Origin of the sequence: Actinophytocola sp. (genome assembly GCF_036002505.1) — a bacterium.
Lineage (GTDB): Bacteria > Actinomycetota > Actinomycetes > Mycobacteriales > Pseudonocardiaceae > DASYTH01.
In genome coordinates, this window is sequence record NZ_DASYTH010000163.1 from 1 (window position 1) to 17,113 (window position 17,113).

A 17,113-nucleotide genomic window follows, 5' to 3' on the forward strand; every position below is an offset into this window, starting at 1 on the left:
TAGGCCGAGGAACGAGGTCTGCCCGAGGAGTGGTCCGGTGACCGGCCAGCCAAGGTGACCCACGACCATGGCCAACATTCCCGAGTTGGAGGGCGCGGTATGAAGCTTGCGGAATGCCGGGCGAGGGAGTTGGCCTACCGCGACGAGGGTAGGCCGAGGAACGAGGTCTGCCCGAGGAGTGGTCCGGTGACCGGCCACCTGAGGCGACCAAAGACTGTGGCCAACATTTCCGGGCTGGAGGGCGTGGTGTGGTTCAGCGAGGTCGACCTGCGGATCGCTGCCGGGCCCCGCACGTTCGCCCGCGGCCGGGACCTCGTCTCCTCGGTGATCGAGGTGCGGCCCACCGACGACGGCGTGCGCGCGGTCGTCGACGGCACCGCGCCGTACGAGGTGTTCCTCGGCCCGGCCTCGCCCGGGTTTTTCGGTGAGTGCCCCTGCCCGTCCGGCGACTTCTGCCAGCACTGCGTGGCGGTCGGCCTGGCCGTGCTCGGCTCGACCCCGGTGGACTCCGGCGCGGCGCTACCTCAGATCACCGCGCTGCACCGCCGGCTGGACGCGGTGCTCTGGGCCCGCACCCCGGTCGACCACGCCGGCAGCCTCGACTATGCCGGCGCCGCCGGGGAGTTCCTCGACACCGTCGCCGCGCTGATCGACGACGGCCACGCCGCGGAGGCCCGGCCGCTGGCCCGCCGTGCGGTGGAGCGCATCGCGGAGAGCCTGGTGACCATGGAGGACACCGCCGGCGTGGTCACCCAGGCGTGCCAGCGTGCCCTCACCCTCTACGCCCGGGCCTGCGCCGCCGCCCGCCCCAACGGCCCGAAGCTCGCGGCGTGGCTGTTCCAGTTGGAGCTGAACAGCCCGGGCTGGCCGACCGTGACGCTGTCCGAGTTCGCCGACGCCCTCGGCGACGCGGGCCTGGCCGCGTACCGCACGCTGGTCGAGGAGGCCTGGACGGCGCGGGCCGACGGGGACATCCGCCAGGCGCTGACCCTGCTGGTGATCCGCGAGCGGCTGGCCAAACTCGACGGAGCTCCGGTCGAGGCGCCGCTGCCCGAGGATCTCCCCAGCCCGGCGGCGTTTCTCGGCGTGTCGTCGGCGGACCACACGCCCTGGTTGGCGGAGTTCCTGGTCCACGCTTATCTCGAGGGCGGTCGGGCCTCGGATGCGTTGGAGCTGCGACGGTCTCAGCTCACGACGCATCCCACCCGGGACCAGTACGCGAAGCTCCGGGAGACCGCGCTCGGCTTGGGGCGTTGGGCGGAGCTGCGGCCGTGGGCTGTGGACGTTCTCCGTTCTGCTCCCGATGATCTGGTGGGCGCGTTGATCGACGACGGGGACCCGGAGTCTGCTTGGGAGTCGGCGGAGAAGTACGGGTGCTCTTCGGGTGCTTGGCTGGAGATTGCGCGTATTCGGGTTCGGCAGCATCCGGCCGATGTTCTTCCCGGGTATCGCGGGTTGATACATGAATGCTTGCAGCGGACTGGTCGGGGAGTTTATCGGGAGGCGGTTTCGCTGCTTCTGGAATTGCGGGAGGCGTCGGAGAAGTCGGGGCGGTTGGGGGAGTTTGAGGAATTTGTGGCGGTGGTGCGGGAGCGGCATCGGCGGAGGTCGGCTTTGTTGGATGAGTTCGACAAGGCGGGCTTGGGCTTAGGTGCCGCCGGAGAAGCAGCAAGCGCGGTCTCGTGAGTTGATCTAGGACGGCGGCCGCACGTCGTGCCGTGTTGGCGCCTCACGTCGACGTGTTGGCGCGCTGCGTAGCACTGCGACGCCAGCGGCCAACATGCCCGAGGACCCGCCGGGCTTCGGTGGCCGCGTGCAAGGACTGGTCGACAGGGGTGAACACGTGGTCGATACAGCCGCATTGTGGTGCTGCTGGGGCGGGTGCGATCACCCCGGGCCGTTTGCTGCGCTCCGTACATCGGTAGCCTCTCGCGACGTGCCCGCCAAGCTGGTCGGCAAGGCCGCCACGGCGCCACCCCGACCCACCCAGACGACACCCGTCCCGCTGGCCACGCTGGTCAGCCGGGCCGGCGCCGAGCTGATCACGCCTGCGGGTGATCCGGGGCAACCGCTGATCACGGGTGCGACGCTGCGTGCACAGCATGTCCTTCCCGGCGACCTGTTCGCCGGGCTTGCCGGCGCCCGCGTCCACGGTGCGGACTTCGCCCGGCAGGCCGTCGAGGCCGGGGCCGTCGCCGTGCTCACCGACCGTGACGGCGCGCGCCGGCTGGCTGATCCTCCGGTTCCGGTGCTGGTGCACGACGATCCGCGCGGCGCGCTGGGTGTGCTCGCGGCGTGGATCTACGGCGAGCCGTCGTTGCGGGTCAAGGTCATCGGGGTGACCGGCACGTCCGGCAAGACGACCACCACGCACATGATCGAGTCGGGGTTGCGGGCCGCCGGACTCACCACCGGGCTGGTCGGGACCGTGGAGACGCGGATCGCCGGCGAGCGGCTGGGTAGCGCGTTCACCACGCCCGAGGCGCCGGACCTGCAGGCGTTGTTCGCGGTGATGGCTGAGCGCGGGGTGAGCCATGTGCCGATGGAGGTGTCGAGCCACGCGCTGAGCTTGGGCCGGGTCAACGGGACGCGGTTCGCGGTGGGCGCGTTCACCAATCTTTCGCAGGATCACCTCGATTTCCACGAGGACATGGAGGACTACTTCCAGGCCAAGGCTGCCCTGTTCGACGGGCGTTCGACGGTTGAGATCGTGTGCGTGGACGGGGACTGGGGGCGCCGTTTGCTGACCCCGCGCACGGTCACGGTGTCCGGCGAGGGCGGCGCTGACTGGACCGCGTCCGCTTACACCACAACGGTTTCCGGTGAGCAGTCGTTCGTGGTGCACGGCCCGGACAGGCTGGTGCTGCCGGCGACGCTGCCCATGCCGGGCCGGTTCAACGTGACCAACGCGCTGGTGGCCGCCGCCTGCCTGCACGCTCTCGGGGTCGAGCCGGCCGCCATCGCCGCCGGATTGTCCACTGTGGAGGTTCCGGGCCGGATGGAGCGGGTGGCGCTCGGCCAGGACTTCACCGCCGTCGTGGACTATTCACACAAGCCGGCCGCGGTGGCGCTGGCCCTGGACGCGATCCGGGAACGTGTGCGCGGCAAGGTGATCGTCGTCCTCGGCTGCGGCGGAGACCGGGACGTCGCCAAGCGCCCGGTGATGGGGGAGGCGGCCGCCCGGCGCAGCGACCTGCTGATCGTGACCGACGACAACCCGCGCAGCGAGGACCCGTCGGCCATCCGGGCCGCGATGCTGGCCGGCGCCTTGGCGGTGCCGGCCGGGGAGCGCGGTGAGGTGATCGACATCGGGGACCGGCGGGCGGCCATCAACGCCGCGGTTGACCGGGCCGGGGCGGGTGACGTCGTGGTCATCGCGGGGAAAGGTCATGAGACCGGGCAGGAGATCGCCGGGGTGGTGCACCCGTTCGACGACCGGGACGAGCTGCGCGCGGCGATCCGGCGTGTGGTGGGCCGATGATTCCGTTGACACTGGCCGAGATCGCGGCGGCTGTGGGTGGGCGGCTGTACCGTGCGGACGGTGCCGAGCGGGTCACCGGGTCGGTTGAGTTCGACTCGCGGGAGGTCGGGCCCGGCGGGCTTTTCGTGGCGATGCCGGGGGAACGTGTGGACGGGCACGACTTCGCGCCGAAGGCGGTCGCGGCCGGGGCGGTGGGGGTGCTGGCCGCGCGGGCGGTGGACGCGCCCGCGGTGATCGTTCCCCCGGTTTCGGACGGGCACCGGCGGTCGGTGGCACTGGCCGGTGACCGGGACGGCTCGGGTGCGGCGGTGCTGGCGGGCTTGGGTGAGCTGGCCCGCGCTGTCGCGGATCGGTTGGCCGCGCGGGGTCTGGTGACCATCGGGGTCACTGGGTCGTCCGGGAAGACGTCCACCAAGGACCTGCTGGCGCAGTCGCTGGAGCCGATGGGGGCGACGGTCGCGCCGCCAGGATCGTTCAACAACGAGCTCGGTCATCCGTGGACGGTGCTGCGGGCCGGCGAAGCCACCCGGTATCTCGTGCTGGAGCTGTCAGCGCGCGGACCGGGACACATCGCGGCACTGTGCCGGACGGCGCCGCCGCGAATCGGGGTGGTGCTCAACGTGGGCACCGCGCATCTCGGCGAGTTCGGCTCCCGCGAGGGCATCGCGCGCACCAAGGGGGAGCTGGTCGAGGCGCTGCCGGCGGACGGGCTGGCGGTGCTCAACGCGGACGACCAGGTTGTCCGGGGGATGGCGTCGCGGACACAGGCTCGAGTGGTTCTCGTCGGTACCGCGGACAACGCGGATGTCCGGGCGGTGGACATTGCGCTTGATGATCAGGCTCGGGCGTCGTTCCGGCTGTTCACGCCGGTCGGTGAGACATTTGTGCGGCTGGGGCTGTACGGGGCGCATCACGTGGGGAACGCGCTGGCGTGTGCTGCCGTGGCTGTTGAGCTGGGTGCCGGTGTCGATGAGGTCGCTGAGCGGTTGTCGGGTGCGCGGCGGTTGTCGGCGCGGCGGATGGAGGTCACGACGCGGCCTGATGGGGTGACCGTGCTCAATGACTCCTACAACGCCAATCCGGAATCCGTGGGCGCGGCACTGCATACTCTGGCCGCGATGGCCGGGTGCGGCCGGCGGTCGTGGGCGGTGCTCGGCATGATGGGCGAGCTCGGCGAGTCGAGCGACGCCGCGCACGAGGAGATCGGGCGGCTGGCGGCGCGGCTGGGGGTCGACCGGCTGGTGGTGGTCGGCGAGGTCGCCGCGCCGGTGCTCGCGGGATTCACCGGAAGGGAGTCGGTTCTGTTGTCTGACGTGTCCGCGGCGGCCGAGTTACTGTCGGCCGAGCTGCGGCCGGACGACGTCGTGCTGATCAAGGCGTCCAAGGTGGCCGCGCTGTGGCGGGTCGCCGACGCGCTGCTGGCCGGCGGTGATGCGGCGTGAAGGGCATTCTGATCGCCGCGGCCGTGGCGATGGTCGTCTCCATCCTGTTCACCCCGTACCTGATCCGGTTCTTCTCGCGGCAGGGCTTCGGCCAGGAGATCCGCGAGGAGGGCCCGCAGGGTCACCAGTCCAAGCGCGGCACCCCGACCATGGGCGGCGTCGCGATCATGATCGCGATGTGGGCCGGGTACATCGGCGCGCACCTCGCCAACGGGCTGTCCGCCCCGCGGGGCGAGGCGCCGACGGCCTCCGGGCTGCTGGTCCTGCTGCTCGCCACGGGCCTCGGCATCGTCGGTTTCTTCGACGACTTCATCAAGATCCGCAAGGGCCGCAACCTCGGGCTGAACAAGACCGGGAAGATGGTCGGGATGCTCGCCGTCGCGGTGGTGTTCGCCATCCTCGCGCTGCAGTTCGCCGACGAGCACAACTTCAACCCGGCCTCGGTGCACCTGTCGTTCGTGCGGGACATCTCGATCATCTCGTTCGGCACCATCGGGTTCGTGGTGTTCTGCTACCTGGCGGTGTCCGCCTGGTCGAACGCGGTGAACTTCACCGACGGCCTGGACGGGCTGGCCGGTGGCTCCTCCGCGCTGGTGTTCGCGATCTACGTGGTGATCTCGTTCTGGCAGTTCCGCTACAACTGCGGCGTGCAGGACCCGACGGTCGGCTGCTACAACGTGCGCGACCCGCTGGACATCGCGGTGGTGGCGGCCGCGGCCATGGGCGCCTGCATCGGTTTCCTGTGGTGGAACGCGGCGCCGGCCAAGATCTTCATGGGGGACACCGGCTCGCTGGCGCTCGGCGGGCTGGTCGCGGGTCTGTCCATCACCAGCCGCACCGAGCTGCTGATGGTGGTGGTCGGCGGGCTGTTCGTGGTGGAGATGCTTTCGGTGACGCTGCAGATCGCGGTGTTCCGCACCTCGCGGCGGCGGCTGTTCCGGATGGCGCCGTTCCATCATCACTTCGAGCTCGCCGGCTGGGCGGAGACCACGGTGATCATCAGGTTCTGGCTGCTGGCCGGGATCTGCGCGATGTTCGGGCTGGGCCTGTTCTACAGCGAGTGGCTCACCGCGACGGGGGGCTGACGTGCGCGGCCGACGGGTGCTCGTCGCCGGCGCCGGGGTCACCGGCCGCTCGGTCGCCCGGGCCTTGGCCGACGTGGGTGCGCTCGTCACCGTCACGGATGCTGACGTTTCCCGGCTCGAGGGCCTGCCGGGGGAGCTGGTTCCGGGGTTGGCGCAGCCGCCTGCGGGTACCGAGTTGGTGGTCACGAGCCCGGGGTGGCGGCCGGACAGTCCCTTGCTGGTCGCAGCTCAGCAGGCCGGGGTCGAGGTGATCGGGGACGTCGAGCTGGCGTGGCGGCTGGCGGAGAACCCGGTGTGGTTGGCCGTCACGGGTACCAACGGGAAGACGACGACGGTCGGCATGCTGGCGGCGATCCTGCGGGCGGCCGCGGTCGACGCCGTGGCGTGCGGGAACGTCGGGCTGCCGGTGATCGACGCGGTGCTGGCCGGACACGAGGTGCTGGCGGTCGAGCTGTCCAGCTTTCAGCTGCACTGGCAGAGTTCGTTGCGGCCCAAGGCTTCCGTGGTGCTCAACGTGGCCGAGGACCACCTGGACTGGCACGGCTCGCTGGACGAGTACGCCGCGGACAAGGGCAGGATCTACACCGGGGCCGGCAGTGCCGTGTTCAATGCCGACGACGTGTGGTCGACGCTGCTGGCGGCTGGCCATCCCGGCGCCATGGGCTTCACGCTGGATGAACCGGGTGACAACCGGTTCGGGATCGTGGACGGCTGGCTGGTCGACGGGGCGGAGCGGCTGGCCGAGGTCGCCGAGATCCGGGCGCCCGGCCTGCACAACGTGGCCAATGCGTTGGCCGCCACGGCGCTCGCGCGGGTGCACGGGGTGCCGTCCGCGGCGGTGGCCGAGGGATTGCGCGCGTTCCAGCCGGGTGAGCACCGCGCCGTCGTGGTGGGGGAATGGGAGAACATCCGGTACGTCAACGACTCCAAGGCGACCAACCCGCACGCCGCGGCCAGCTCTCTGGGGGCTTATGCGTCGGTTGTCTGGTTGGTCGGGGGCCAACTCAAAGGTGCGTCGATCGATGCGCTGGTGGCTGAGGCCGCCTCGCGGTTGCGTGGTGCCGTCGTGATGGGCGCCGACCGCGGGGTTGTCGCCGCGGCGCTGGCGCGACACGCGCCGCAGATCCCCACGTACCAGGTGGGTCCGGGAGACGATGACCCCATGACGGCGGCGGTGCGGGCGGCACGGGGCATGGCCCGGCCGGGTGACGTGGTGCTGCTGGCGCCGGCGGCGGCCTCGCTCGACATGTTCCGGGACTACGCGGCGCGGGGCGAGGCGTTCGCCGCGGCGGTGAAGCGGCTGCACGGAGCGGCGTAGTGGCCACGGTCGAGGAGCGCACGCGCACCCGGAAGGAACGTGTGCGGCGGACCGGGACCATGGCGACCGTGCGGTCGGCGCTGACCGCCTGGCTGGGGCGGCCGCTGGCGTCGTTCCACCTCGTACTCGCCGTGTGCGGCCTGCTGACCGTGCTGGGCCTGGTCATGGTGCTCTCCGCGTCGGCGGTGATCTCGCTCAACCGGGACGGGTCCTCGGCGTACACCGTGTTCCGCAAGCAGGTCATCTACGTGCTGGCCGGGCTGGTGCTGTTCTGGATCGGGCTGCGGATCCCGCTGCGCCGCATCCGCGCGCTGAGCCCGGCCGGGCTGGGCCTCGCCGTGCTGATGCTGGTCCTGGTGCTCACCCCGCTGGGCTCGGCCATCAACGGCACCAAGGGGTGGTTCACCTTCGGGCCCATCTCGTTCCAGCCGGTGGAGACGGCGAAGGTGGCGCTGGCCCTGTGGGGGGCGCACATCCTGGTGGTCAAGCGCGCGGTGCTGCACCAGTACCGGCATCTGCTGGTCCCCGTGGTGCCCGCGGCGCTGGTCATGTTCGCGCTGGTCATGCTGCAGCCCGACCTGGGCGGCACGATCACCCTGGGCGTGGTGCTGATCGCCCTGCTCTGGTTCGCCGGCGCCCCCATGCGGCTGTTCGGCGCGCTCGCGCTGGGCGCGCTGGCCGGCGTGGTGGTGCTCGCCATCGGCACCGACTACCGGCTCTCCCGGGTGCTGGCGTTCCTCAGCCCCGAGGACGACCCGGCCGGCGCCGCCTACCAGGCCACCCAGGCCATGTACGCGCTGGCCGACGGCGGGCTGTTCGGCAAGGGGCTCGGCCAGGGCCCGTCGAAGTGGCAGTACCTGCCCAACGTGGACAACGACTTCATCTTCGCGCTGATCGGCGAGGAGTTGGGGTTCCTCGGCTGCCTGCTGGTGCTCGGCCTGTTCGCCGCGCTCGCGATCACCGGGATGCGCATCGCCACCCGCAACATCGACCCGTGGATCCGCATGGTCGCGGCCACGCTCACGGTCTGGCTGGTGGCCCAGGCGGCGATCAACATCGGCTACGTGGTGGGCCTGCTCCCGGTCACCGGCATCACCCTGCCGCTGATCTCCTCCGGCGGCACCTCGGTGGTGATCACCATGCTGGTGTTCGGGATCCTGGCGAACTGTGCGCGCCACGAGCCCGAAGCGGTGGCCGCACTACGCTCTCAGGGGCCGGGCCGCTTCGGGCGCCTGATGCGGCTCCCGGCACCCGATCCCTACCAGCCGCCGAAGCGCAAGACCCGGCGGCCGCAAGGAGGAACCAGAAGGTGAGTGAGTCGCAAGGCGACGTCGCGGCACTCAAGGTGACCCACGGGCGCGGGGGGAGACTGCGGTGACAGAACCGACTCGTCAGGGTCTGTGCGTGGTGATCGCGGGCGGGGGGACCGCCGGGCACATCGAGCCCGCGCTCGCCTTTGCCGACGCGGTCATGCGGGCGCGACCGGACGCGCGGGTGGTGGCGCTGGGCACCGAGCGCGGGCTGGAGAAGACGATCATCCCGGCGCGGGGTTACCCGCTCGAGCTGATCCCCCCGGTTCCGTTGCCCCGCAAGCCCAACGTCGACCTGCTGAAGCTGCCGCTGAAGGTGCGGTCGGCGGTGAAGATCACCCGCGAGGTGCTGGACCGGGTAGGGGCCGACGTGGTCGTCGGGTTCGGTGGGTATGTGGCGTTGCCCGCGTACCTGGCTGCCCGCGGGCGCACGCCGATCGTGGTGCACGACTCGAACGCGAAGGTCGGGTTGGCGAACAAGATCGGCGCCCGGTTCGCCGACCGGGTTGCGGTGGCGGTGCCGGACTCCGGGTTGCCGAAGGCTGAGGTGATCGGCATCCCGCTGCGCCAGTCGATCCTGGACCTGGATCGGGCGAAGCTCCGGGACGAGGCGCGGGCGCATTTCGGGCTGGACCCGAAAGCGCCGACGCTGCTGGTGTTCGGCGGCTCGCAGGGGGCGCGCTCGATCAACGCCGCGGTGTCCGCCGCGGCCCGGTCGCTGGCCGACGCGGGCGTCGGTGTGCTGCACGCGCACGGGCCGAAGAACACCTTGGTGGTGCAGGAGGTTCCGGGCGCGCCGGCGTATGTGGCGGTGCCGTACCTGGAGCGGATGGATCTGGCCTACGCGGCTGCCGACGCGGTGCTCTGCCGGTGCGGCGCGATGACCGTGGCCGAGGTGTCCGCGGTGGGCCTGCCCGCGGTGTTCGTCCCGCTCCCGCACGGCAACGGTGAGCAGGCGCTGAACGCCCGGCCGGTGGTGGACGCGGGTGGCGCGGTGCTGGTGAGCGACGAGGAGCTGAGCCCGAGGACGGTCACGGACACGGTGATCCCGTTGCTGGCCGACGCCGAGCGGTTGCGGGTCATGGGCGATGCGGCGCGGGGGACCGGTCACCGTGAAGCGGCTGACGTGCTGGCCCGGATGGTGCTCGAGGTGGTCGGTTGAGCGAGCTTGCGAGCGAACCAATGTCACAGGGCGTCCGCTCGCGGCGGCTCCGAGCCTGCGAGGAGGCGACGTGAGCGAGTCGTTGCTGGATCGCGCCCACCTGGTGGGCATCGGGGGTGCCGGGATGAGCGGCATCGCCCGGATCCTGCTGGCCCGCGGCAGGCAGGTGTCCGGTTCGGACGCCAAGCCGTCGCGGGCGGTGGACGCGCTGCGGGTGCAGGGCGCGCGGATCGCGGTCGGGCAGGACGCGGCGAACCTCGGGTTGTTTGACGGCGGCCCGAGCGCGGTGATCGTGTCCACGGCGATCAAGGAGAGCAATCCGGAGCTGGTCGAGGCGCGGCGGCGCGGGTTGACCGTGCTGCACCGTGCCGAAGCTTTGGCGGTGTTGATGGCTGGGTACCGGGTGGCCTGCGTGGCGGGCACCCACGGCAAGACCTCCACCACCTCGATGCTGACCGTCGCTCTGCAGCACTGCCGGCTCGACCCGTCGTTCGCCATCGGCGGCGACCTCAACGAGTCCGGTGCCAACGCCCACCACGGCAGCGGTGGGATCTTCGTGGCGGAGGCCGACGAGAGCGACGGATCGTTCCTCGCCTTCTCGCCATGGGTCGCGGTGGTGACCAATGTGGAGGCCGACCACCTCGACCACCATGGCACCGTCGAGGCGTACATCGCGGTGTTCGACCAGTTCGTCAAGCGGATCGAACCGGGCGGGCTGCTGGTGGCCTGTGCTGACGATCCTGGGTCGGCCGCGCTGGCCGATCGGGCGGAGTCCGCGGGCGTGCGGGTGCGCCGGTATGGACGGTCCGCTCTGGACACCCAGGTTGTGGCGTACGAGCCGTCGAGGGGCGGGGGCGTGGCGCGGATCTCCTTGGCGGGTGGGGAGATTGAGCTGCGGGTGGCGGTGCCGGGGGAGCACATGGCGTTGAACGCCACGGCCGCCTTGCTGGCCGGGCTGGAGCTGGGCGCGCCGCTTTCCGGGCTGCTGGAGGGGATTGCCGCGTTCGGCGGAGTGCGCCGGAGGTTCGAGTTCAAGGGCCGGTCGCGCGGGGTGCGGGTGTATGACGACTACGCGCACCACCCGTCCGAGGTGGCCACTCAGCTCCGGGCGGTGCGGCCGGTGAGCTCGCCGGGCCGGCTCGTGGTGATCTTCCAGCCGCATCTGTACTCCCGGACCCGGCTGTTCGCGAAGGAGTTCGCTGAGGCGTTGTCGCTGGCGGACGACGTGGTGGTGCTCGACGTGTTCGGCGCGCGGGAGGAGCCGGAGCCCGGTGTCAGCGGCAAGCTGATCGCCGATGCGGTCACCACGCGGGTGCACTACGAGCCGTCGTTCGAGCGGGTGCCCGAGTTGGTCGCGGGGCTGGCCGGCGACGGTGATCTGGTGATCACGATGGGCGCCGGCGACGTGACCATGCTCGGGCCGGAGATCCTGGCCGAGCTGGACCGGCGATGACCAGGCTCGCTGACCTGCACCCGCAGGAGGACGAGGCCGACGAGGAGATCCCGGACCGGCACCGGTTCCGCCGGCGCCGGTGGGTGGCGCTGCTGGCCGTGGTCACCGTCCTCGCCCTCGGCTACCTGGTCGTGTTCACCTCGTTGTTCGGTGTGCACGCGGTCGAAGTCGTTGGCGCGCGGACGATCCCGGCCGACACCGTGCGGGCCGCGGCGGCCATCGAGCCGGGGACCCCCTTGGTGCGCCTGGACACCGACGAGGTCCGGGCCCGGGTTGCCAAGCTCCCCAAGGTCTTCTCCGTCGATGTGTCGCGATCCTTTCCCGGCACCGTCGAGATCGCGGTCACCGAGCGGACCCCGGTCGCGGTGGTGCCCTCCGCCGACGGCGTGCACCTGGTGGACGGCACCGGCCTGGACTACGAGATCGTCAAGCAGAGGCCCGCGGGATTGCCGGAGCTGGCTGTGCCCAGCGCTTCTCCTGATGATCCGGCCACCCGGGCGTGTGTGACCATCCTGGCCGCCGCGCCGCAGCAGTTGCGGGCGCAGTTGGTCAAGGTGAGTTCGAAGACCGGGGGTGACGTGGAGTTGGTGTTGGGGGACGGCCGCGTCGTGAAATGGGGCAGCGCCGAGAACTCCCAGCGCAAGGCCGCGGTCCTGGCTCCCCTGCTCACCCGCCCGGGGAAAATCTATGACGTCACCACGGCCGACTTCCCTACTGTGGCCGGATGACCAAACCTGATGATCGACCGCAGGCGCCTACCGTGGGCGGTGAGCGTGATCAGCTCATCGGCTTCCTGGACTTCCTCCGGGCGACCGTGGTGTGGAAGTGTGGCGATCTGACCGACGAGCAGGCGCGCCGTTCGCTGGTGCCGTCCAAGCTGGTCACCCTCGCGGGCCTGGTCTCGCACCTGACCCTGGTCGAGGAATGGTGGTTCGCCAACGTGGTCGGCGGCGAGCCGGACCGCTGGGACGAGGCCAGCACGGCGGACCCCGACGTGGACTGGAAGCAGGGTGCGGACACGCCCCTGCCCGAGCTGGTCGCCGCCTACCAGGCGCAGTGTGAGGTCAGCCGGCGGTACGTCGCCGAGCGTGACCTCGATGACGTGATCACCGCGCCCAACGGCAAGCAGTTCAACGTCCGCTGGGTGCTGCTCCACATGATCGAGGAGACCGCTCGGCACGCCGGGCATCTGGATCTGATCAGGGAGATGACCGACGGATTGACCGGTGAGTGACAACACCTTGGGCTTGGCACGGCGTGGCGGCTGGATCGGATCAAGAGCCTTGCCTACCGTCTGGGCAACGTCTTCGGGTTGACATAACTCTCAACCTCTTGTAGAGGTCCAGAGTTTGCCGTCCGAGACGGGGGAGTACGCAAGGCCACGATCAGGAAGGCGAAACCGATGACGCCCCCGCACAACTACCTGGCGGTGATCAAAGTCGTCGGCATCGGCGGCGGTGGGGTCAACGCCGTCAACCGGATGATCGAGGTCGGGCTCAAGGGCGTCGAGTTCATCGCGGTGAACACCGACGCGCAGGCGCTGCTCATGTCGGACGCCGACGTCAAGCTGGACATCGGGCGCGAGCTGACCAGGGGTCTCGGCGCGGGCGCCAACCCCGAGGTCGGGTACAAGGCCGCCGAGGATCACCGGGAGGAGATCGAGGAGGTCCTCAAGGGCGCCGACATGGTGTTCGTGACCGCCGGCGAGGGTGGCGGCACCGGCACCGGCGGCGCGCCCGTGGTCGCCTCCATCTCCCGCAAGCTGGGCGCGCTCACCATCGGCGTGGTCACCCGCCCGTTCTCCTTCGAGGGCAAGCGCAGGGCCAAGCAGGCCGACGAGGGCATCACCAATCTGCGCAACGAGTGCGACACGCTGATCGTGATCCCGAACGACCGGCTGCTGCAGCTCGGCGACATCGGTGTGTCGCTGATGGACGCGTTCCGCTCGGCCGACGAGGTGCTGCTGTCCGGTGTCCAGGGCATCACCGACCTGATCACCACGCCGGGTCTGATCAACCTGGACTTCGCCGACGTGAAGAGCGTGATGTCCGGCGCGGGCAGCGCGCTGATGGGCATCGGCTCGGCGCGCGGCGAGGGCCGGGCGGTCACGGCGGCACAGAAGGCGATCAACTCGCCGCTGCTCGAGGCGTCCATGGACGGCGCGCACGGCGTGCTGCTGGCCATCGCCGGCGGCTCCGACCTGGGCCTGTTCGAGATCAACGAGTCGGCCTCGCTGGTGCAGGAGTCCGCGCACCCCGAGGCCAACATCATCTTTGGCACGGTGATCGACGACTCGCTCGGCGACGAGGTGCGGGTCACCGTGATCGCGGCCGGCTTCGACGCCGGCACTCCCACGCACAAGAAGCTCGACCCCACCCTGGTTGGTTCCCGCGGCTCAGCGACGTCGTTGGCCTCCGGCACGGCCGGCCAGGTCAGCCCGCCGCGTCCGACTCCACCCCCGGCGCCGGCCCCACCGCCCGTGCCGGCACCGCCGCCCGTCCAGTACCCGCCGACGACCACGTCCACGGGCTCGTCGCTGTGGGGTAACACGCCCGGGTCCGGCAATGGCGTTCCGGGTCAGCGCAGCAGCACGCCCGGGAGCCTGCCCAGCCGGGCCATGCCAGTCGTGGACGATCCCGATGACGAGGTGGATGTCCCCCCTTTCATGCGCCGCTAGGTAGTTTTCAACCGTGCGCGTTCGGAGAGTGGTCACCACCCGGGCCGGCGGGGTCTCGCAGCCGCCGTACGACTCGTTCAACCTGGCTCACGGGGTCGGCGATGACCCGGAAGCCGTTGCCGCCAACCGGAAACGGCTCGCCGACGAGCTGGGGCTGGCGCCTGATCACCTGATCTGGATGGAGCAGGTGCACGGTCGGAACGCGGTGGTCGTCGACGGGCCGCGGGATGCGCCGGTCGAGGTCACCGACGCGTTGGTGACCGCGGCGCCGGGGATCGCTCCCGTGGTGCTGGTGGCCGATTGCGTTCCGGTTCTGCTGGCCGACCCGGTGGCTGGGGTTGTCGGGGCGGTGCATGCCGGTCGAGTGGGCGCTCGGGTCGGGGTGGTGCCGGCGGCGCTGGAGGCGATGATCTCCGCCGGCGCCTCCGCTGATCGGGTTGAGGTGCTGCTCGGGCCGGCGGTGTGCGGGGACTGCTATGAGGTGCCGGCGGCGATGCGGGACGACGTGGAGGCGCACCTGCCGGGTAGCGCCTGCCGGACCCGGTCGGGCACTCCCGGGTTGGATCTCCGGGCCGGGCTCTGGCGGCAGCTCGCCGACGTCGGTGTAGGGAAGATCGGGATTGACCCGCGCTGTACTTTTGAGGACCGTTCACTGTTCAGTTACCGCAGAAACGGGACCACTGGGCGATTGGCCGCGCTGACCTGGGTGGAGCCGGACGGTGACTGACCTGGAGGCCCGGCGTGCCGAGTTGTCCGCCGCGTTGGCCGAGGTCAGGGCGCGGATCGCGGCGGCGGCGCGGGCGGTGGGGCGGGATCCCTCGGAGATCCGGTTGCTCGCGGTGACGAAGACCCGGCCGGCTCTGGATGCCGCCTTGTTGACCGATCTCGGTGTGCTGGATCTGGCGGAGAACCGGGAGCAGGAGGGCGGCGCGAAGGCGGTCGAGCTGGCTGAGCTGCGGCCGGAGGTGCGGGTCAGGTGGCATCTGGTGGGGCGGTTGCAGCGGAACAAGGCGCGGGCCGTGACGCGCTGGGTTGATGAGGTGCAGTCGGTGGACTCGTTGCGGTTGGGCGAGGCGCTGGAGCGGGGGGTGGCCGCGGCGCGGGAGGCAGGCGATCGCGCCGGCCCGCTTGATGTGTTGATTCAGGCGAGCTTGGACGGCGATCCGAACCGTGGCGGGTGCCCGATCGGGGAACTGCCGACACTCGCGGACGGGTTAGCACGATCAGGTGAACTATCGCTGCGCGGGATCATGGCTGTCGCACCCCTCGCCATCGAGCCGGACGCGGCGTTTGAGATCCTTGCCGGAGCGGCGGATCGGCTGCGTAAAGATCATCCTGAGGCCACCGTGATCTCGGCCGGGATGACCGACGATCTTGACTCGGCCATCGCGCACGGGTCGACCTGCGTGCGTGTCGGAACCGCGCTGCTCGGCGCCCGCGGGCTAGCCTCCCCCTGAGGAAAGAAAAGTTCAGGGAGTCCCAACGGGAGTTGCGAGGCAGGTCGATGGGCACGCTGCAGAAGCTGAAGGCCTACTTCGGCATGGTTCCGGCTGAGGACTTCGACGAGTACGACGCCGACGATTACGACGCCCGCGACTACGGGAAATACGGTCACCGGCCCAGCTACCTCAGCGACGAGGACGACTACGAGCCGCAGCCGTCGCGGCGCCGCTCTCTACACGAACCCGAGGAGGAGTACCAGCCGCCGGCGAGCCGGAACCGGTCACGCCCCGTGTGGGCCACCGACTCCCCGCCCGCTCCCGTGCACGGCGCGCTCGCCGTCGAGACCAGGAGGGAGCCGGTGTCCAGAGTGCGCACCGAACCCCGCCCAGAGCCGGTCGCGCCGAGCAGCTATCCGCTCGGCCGGATCGTCACCCTGCACCCCACCAGCTACAACGAGGCCAGGACCATCGGCGAGCACTACCGCGAGGGTACGCCGGTGATCATGAACCTCACCGAGATGGATGACGCCGACGCCAAGCGGCTGGTTGACTTTGCGGCCGGGCTGGCGTTTGCTCTCCGTGGTTCGATCGACAAGGTCACCAACAAGGTGTTCTTGATCTCACCGCCGAATGTCGATCCATCAGCGGAGGACAAGCGACGGATTGCCGAGGGTGGGTTGCTCACCCGTGGCTGACAGATGGCAGAGTTGACATGTGGAACCGGTGCGACTTGCCTTGTACTGGGTGCTGTTCGCGTTCTGGCTGCTGCTGACGGCACGCGTGGTGGTGGAGCTCGTCCGTGCGTTCGCGCGGGAGTGGCGCCCAGCGGGTGGGGTTGCGGTCGCGCTCGAGAGCATCTACACAGTGACAGATCCTCCTGTCCGACTCGTCCGTCGGGTGATACCGATGGTCCGGATCGGAGGCGTAGGGCTGGACCTATCGATTATGGTGCTGCTGCTGGTCGTGTTCATCGGGATGCGACTGGCGTATCCCGGTTGAGACGGGGACGGGTGACCAGCAGCCACGGAGTGCGTGAGGTGATCTGATGTCGTTGACCCCCGCTGACGTTCATAACGTAGCGTTCAGCAAGCCTCCCATCGGCAAGCGGGGCTACAACGAGGACGAGGTGGACGCCTTCCTTGACCTGGTCGAGGTCGAGCTGTCGCGGCTCATCGAGGAGAACAACGACCTGCGCCAGCAGATCGAGCAGCTCGATTCGCAGCTCGAGTCCGCCCGCGCCGACCTCGACGATGCGCGCATGCACCCGCCGGTGGCGGTGCCGCGACCCGAGGAGCCGCGCCGGCTGACGCCCGTGCCGCCGCCGAGCGCGCTGGAACAGACCTCGCCCGGCGCCGGCGGTGATCACCACGTGCAGGCCGCCAAGGTGCTGGGGCTCGCCCAGGAGATGGCCGACCGGCTCACCGGCGAGGCCAAGTCCGAAGCGGACAGCATGCTCTCCGAGGCCCGCACCAAGTCCGAGCAACTGCTCTCCGAGGCGCGCTCGAAGTCCGACGCCATGGTCAACGAGGCCCGCACCCGCGCCGAGACCATGCTCAACGACGCGCGCACCCGGGCCGAGACGCTGGAACGCCAGTCCCGGGAGAAGGCCACCGCCCTGGAGCGTGACGCGCAGCGGCAGCACAACGAGATCCTCGGTCAGGTCCAGGCGGAACGGACCTCGCTGGAGAAGAAGATCGACGAGCTGCGCACGTTCGAACGCGAGTACCGCACCCGGTTGAAGAC

General features: G+C 70.4%; 16 protein-coding genes. All 16 read left to right on the plus strand.

All coding sequences use genetic code 11. The annotated features are described in order from the left end of the window. The first annotated feature begins 186 nt into the window (after positions 1–186). Complete coding sequence (locus VGR06_RS14110) at positions 187–1,686, plus strand: hypothetical protein (protein ID WP_327559512.1); 1,500 nt, start codon at positions 187–189, stop codon at positions 1,684–1,686. A gap of 250 nt (positions 1,687–1,936) precedes the next feature. Further along, positions 1,937–3,481 carry a UDP-N-acetylmuramoyl-L-alanyl-D-glutamate--2,6-diaminopimelate ligase gene (locus VGR06_RS14115; RefSeq protein ID WP_327559513.1) on the plus strand — a complete coding sequence of 515 codons (1,545 nt, stop codon included), beginning with the start codon at positions 1,937–1,939 and terminating at the stop codon, positions 3,479–3,481. After that, positions 3,478–4,923: a UDP-N-acetylmuramoyl-tripeptide--D-alanyl-D-alanine ligase gene (locus tag VGR06_RS14120; RefSeq protein ID WP_327559514.1), complete on the plus strand. Its 1,446-nt coding sequence runs from the start codon at positions 3,478–3,480 to the stop codon at positions 4,921–4,923. Before VGR06_RS14115 ends, VGR06_RS14120 begins: the two co-directional genes overlap by 4 nt. Then, complete coding sequence (mraY, locus tag VGR06_RS14125; protein ID WP_327559515.1) at positions 4,920–6,008, plus strand: phospho-N-acetylmuramoyl-pentapeptide-transferase; 1,089 nt, start codon at positions 4,920–4,922, stop codon at positions 6,006–6,008. The genes VGR06_RS14120 and mraY overlap by 4 nt, the downstream gene beginning before the upstream one ends. Before the next feature lies 1 nt (position 6,009). After that, the gene (murD, locus tag VGR06_RS14130) at positions 6,010–7,326 is read left to right on the plus strand and encodes a UDP-N-acetylmuramoyl-L-alanine--D-glutamate ligase (protein ID WP_327559516.1); all 1,317 of its coding nucleotides are present in this window, start codon (positions 6,010–6,012) and stop codon (positions 7,324–7,326) included. A 59-nt stretch (positions 7,327–7,385) separates the two neighbouring features. Next, positions 7,386–8,639 carry a putative lipid II flippase FtsW gene (gene ftsW / locus VGR06_RS14135; protein ID WP_327559525.1) on the plus strand — a complete coding sequence of 418 codons (1,254 nt, stop codon included), beginning with the start codon at positions 7,386–7,388 and terminating at the stop codon, positions 8,637–8,639. A 61-nt stretch (positions 8,640–8,700) separates the two neighbouring features. Then, entirely contained in the window at positions 8,701–9,798 is a 1,098-nt protein-coding gene (gene murG / locus VGR06_RS14140; protein WP_327559517.1) for an undecaprenyldiphospho-muramoylpentapeptide beta-N-acetylglucosaminyltransferase, read from the plus strand. Positions 9,799–9,868: 70 nt separating this feature from the next. Then, positions 9,869–11,251, plus strand: a complete 1,383-nt coding sequence (gene murC, locus VGR06_RS14145) for a UDP-N-acetylmuramate--L-alanine ligase (protein WP_414637255.1) — start codon at positions 9,869–9,871, stop codon at positions 11,249–11,251. Continuing rightward, positions 11,248–11,979, plus strand: a complete 732-nt coding sequence (locus VGR06_RS14150; protein ID WP_327559518.1) for a cell division protein FtsQ/DivIB — start codon at positions 11,248–11,250, stop codon at positions 11,977–11,979. Before murC ends, VGR06_RS14150 begins: the two co-directional genes overlap by 4 nt. Further along, positions 11,976–12,485, plus strand: a complete 510-nt coding sequence (locus VGR06_RS14155; protein WP_327559519.1) for a DinB family protein — start codon at positions 11,976–11,978, stop codon at positions 12,483–12,485. The genes VGR06_RS14150 and VGR06_RS14155 overlap by 4 nt, the downstream gene beginning before the upstream one ends. 168 nt (positions 12,486–12,653) lie before the next feature. Continuing rightward, positions 12,654–13,928, plus strand: a complete 1,275-nt coding sequence (gene ftsZ / locus VGR06_RS14160; RefSeq protein WP_327559520.1) for a cell division protein FtsZ — start codon at positions 12,654–12,656, stop codon at positions 13,926–13,928. A 13-nt stretch (positions 13,929–13,941) separates the two neighbouring features. Continuing rightward, positions 13,942–14,655, plus strand: coding sequence for a peptidoglycan editing factor PgeF (pgeF, locus tag VGR06_RS14165; RefSeq protein WP_327559521.1), 714 nt, complete (start codon positions 13,942–13,944; stop codon positions 14,653–14,655). Next, complete coding sequence (locus VGR06_RS14170) at positions 14,648–15,385, plus strand: YggS family pyridoxal phosphate-dependent enzyme (RefSeq protein WP_414637256.1); 738 nt, start codon at positions 14,648–14,650, stop codon at positions 15,383–15,385. The genes pgeF and VGR06_RS14170 overlap by 8 nt, the downstream gene beginning before the upstream one ends. Before the next feature lie 47 nt (positions 15,386–15,432). After that, complete coding sequence (locus VGR06_RS14175; protein ID WP_327559522.1) at positions 15,433–16,065, plus strand: cell division protein SepF; 633 nt, start codon at positions 15,433–15,435, stop codon at positions 16,063–16,065. Positions 16,066–16,084: 19 nt separating this feature from the next. Next, complete coding sequence (locus VGR06_RS14180) at positions 16,085–16,369, plus strand: YggT family protein (protein WP_327559523.1); 285 nt, start codon at positions 16,085–16,087, stop codon at positions 16,367–16,369. 46 nt (positions 16,370–16,415) lie between these two features. Beyond that, on the plus strand, positions 16,416–17,113 hold a 698-nt coding region (locus VGR06_RS14185; protein ID WP_327559524.1), incomplete at its 3' end, for a DivIVA domain-containing protein.

Coding starts and splice junctions, on each gene's coding strand:
- VGR06_RS14120 (WP_327559514.1), top strand. CDS start 3,478: ATGATTCCGTTGACACTGGCCGAGATCGCGGCGGCTGTGGGTGGGCGG.
- ftsW (WP_327559525.1), top strand. CDS start 7,386: ATGGCGACCGTGCGGTCGGCGCTGACCGCCTGGCTGGGGCGGCCGCTG.
- VGR06_RS14150 (WP_327559518.1), top strand. CDS start 11,248: ATGACCAGGCTCGCTGACCTGCACCCGCAGGAGGACGAGGCCGACGAG.
- VGR06_RS14155 (WP_327559519.1), top strand. CDS start 11,976: ATGACCAAACCTGATGATCGACCGCAGGCGCCTACCGTGGGCGGTGAG.
- ftsZ (WP_327559520.1), top strand. CDS start 12,654: ATGACGCCCCCGCACAACTACCTGGCGGTGATCAAAGTCGTCGGCATC.
- VGR06_RS14175 (WP_327559522.1), top strand. CDS start 15,433: ATGGGCACGCTGCAGAAGCTGAAGGCCTACTTCGGCATGGTTCCGGCT.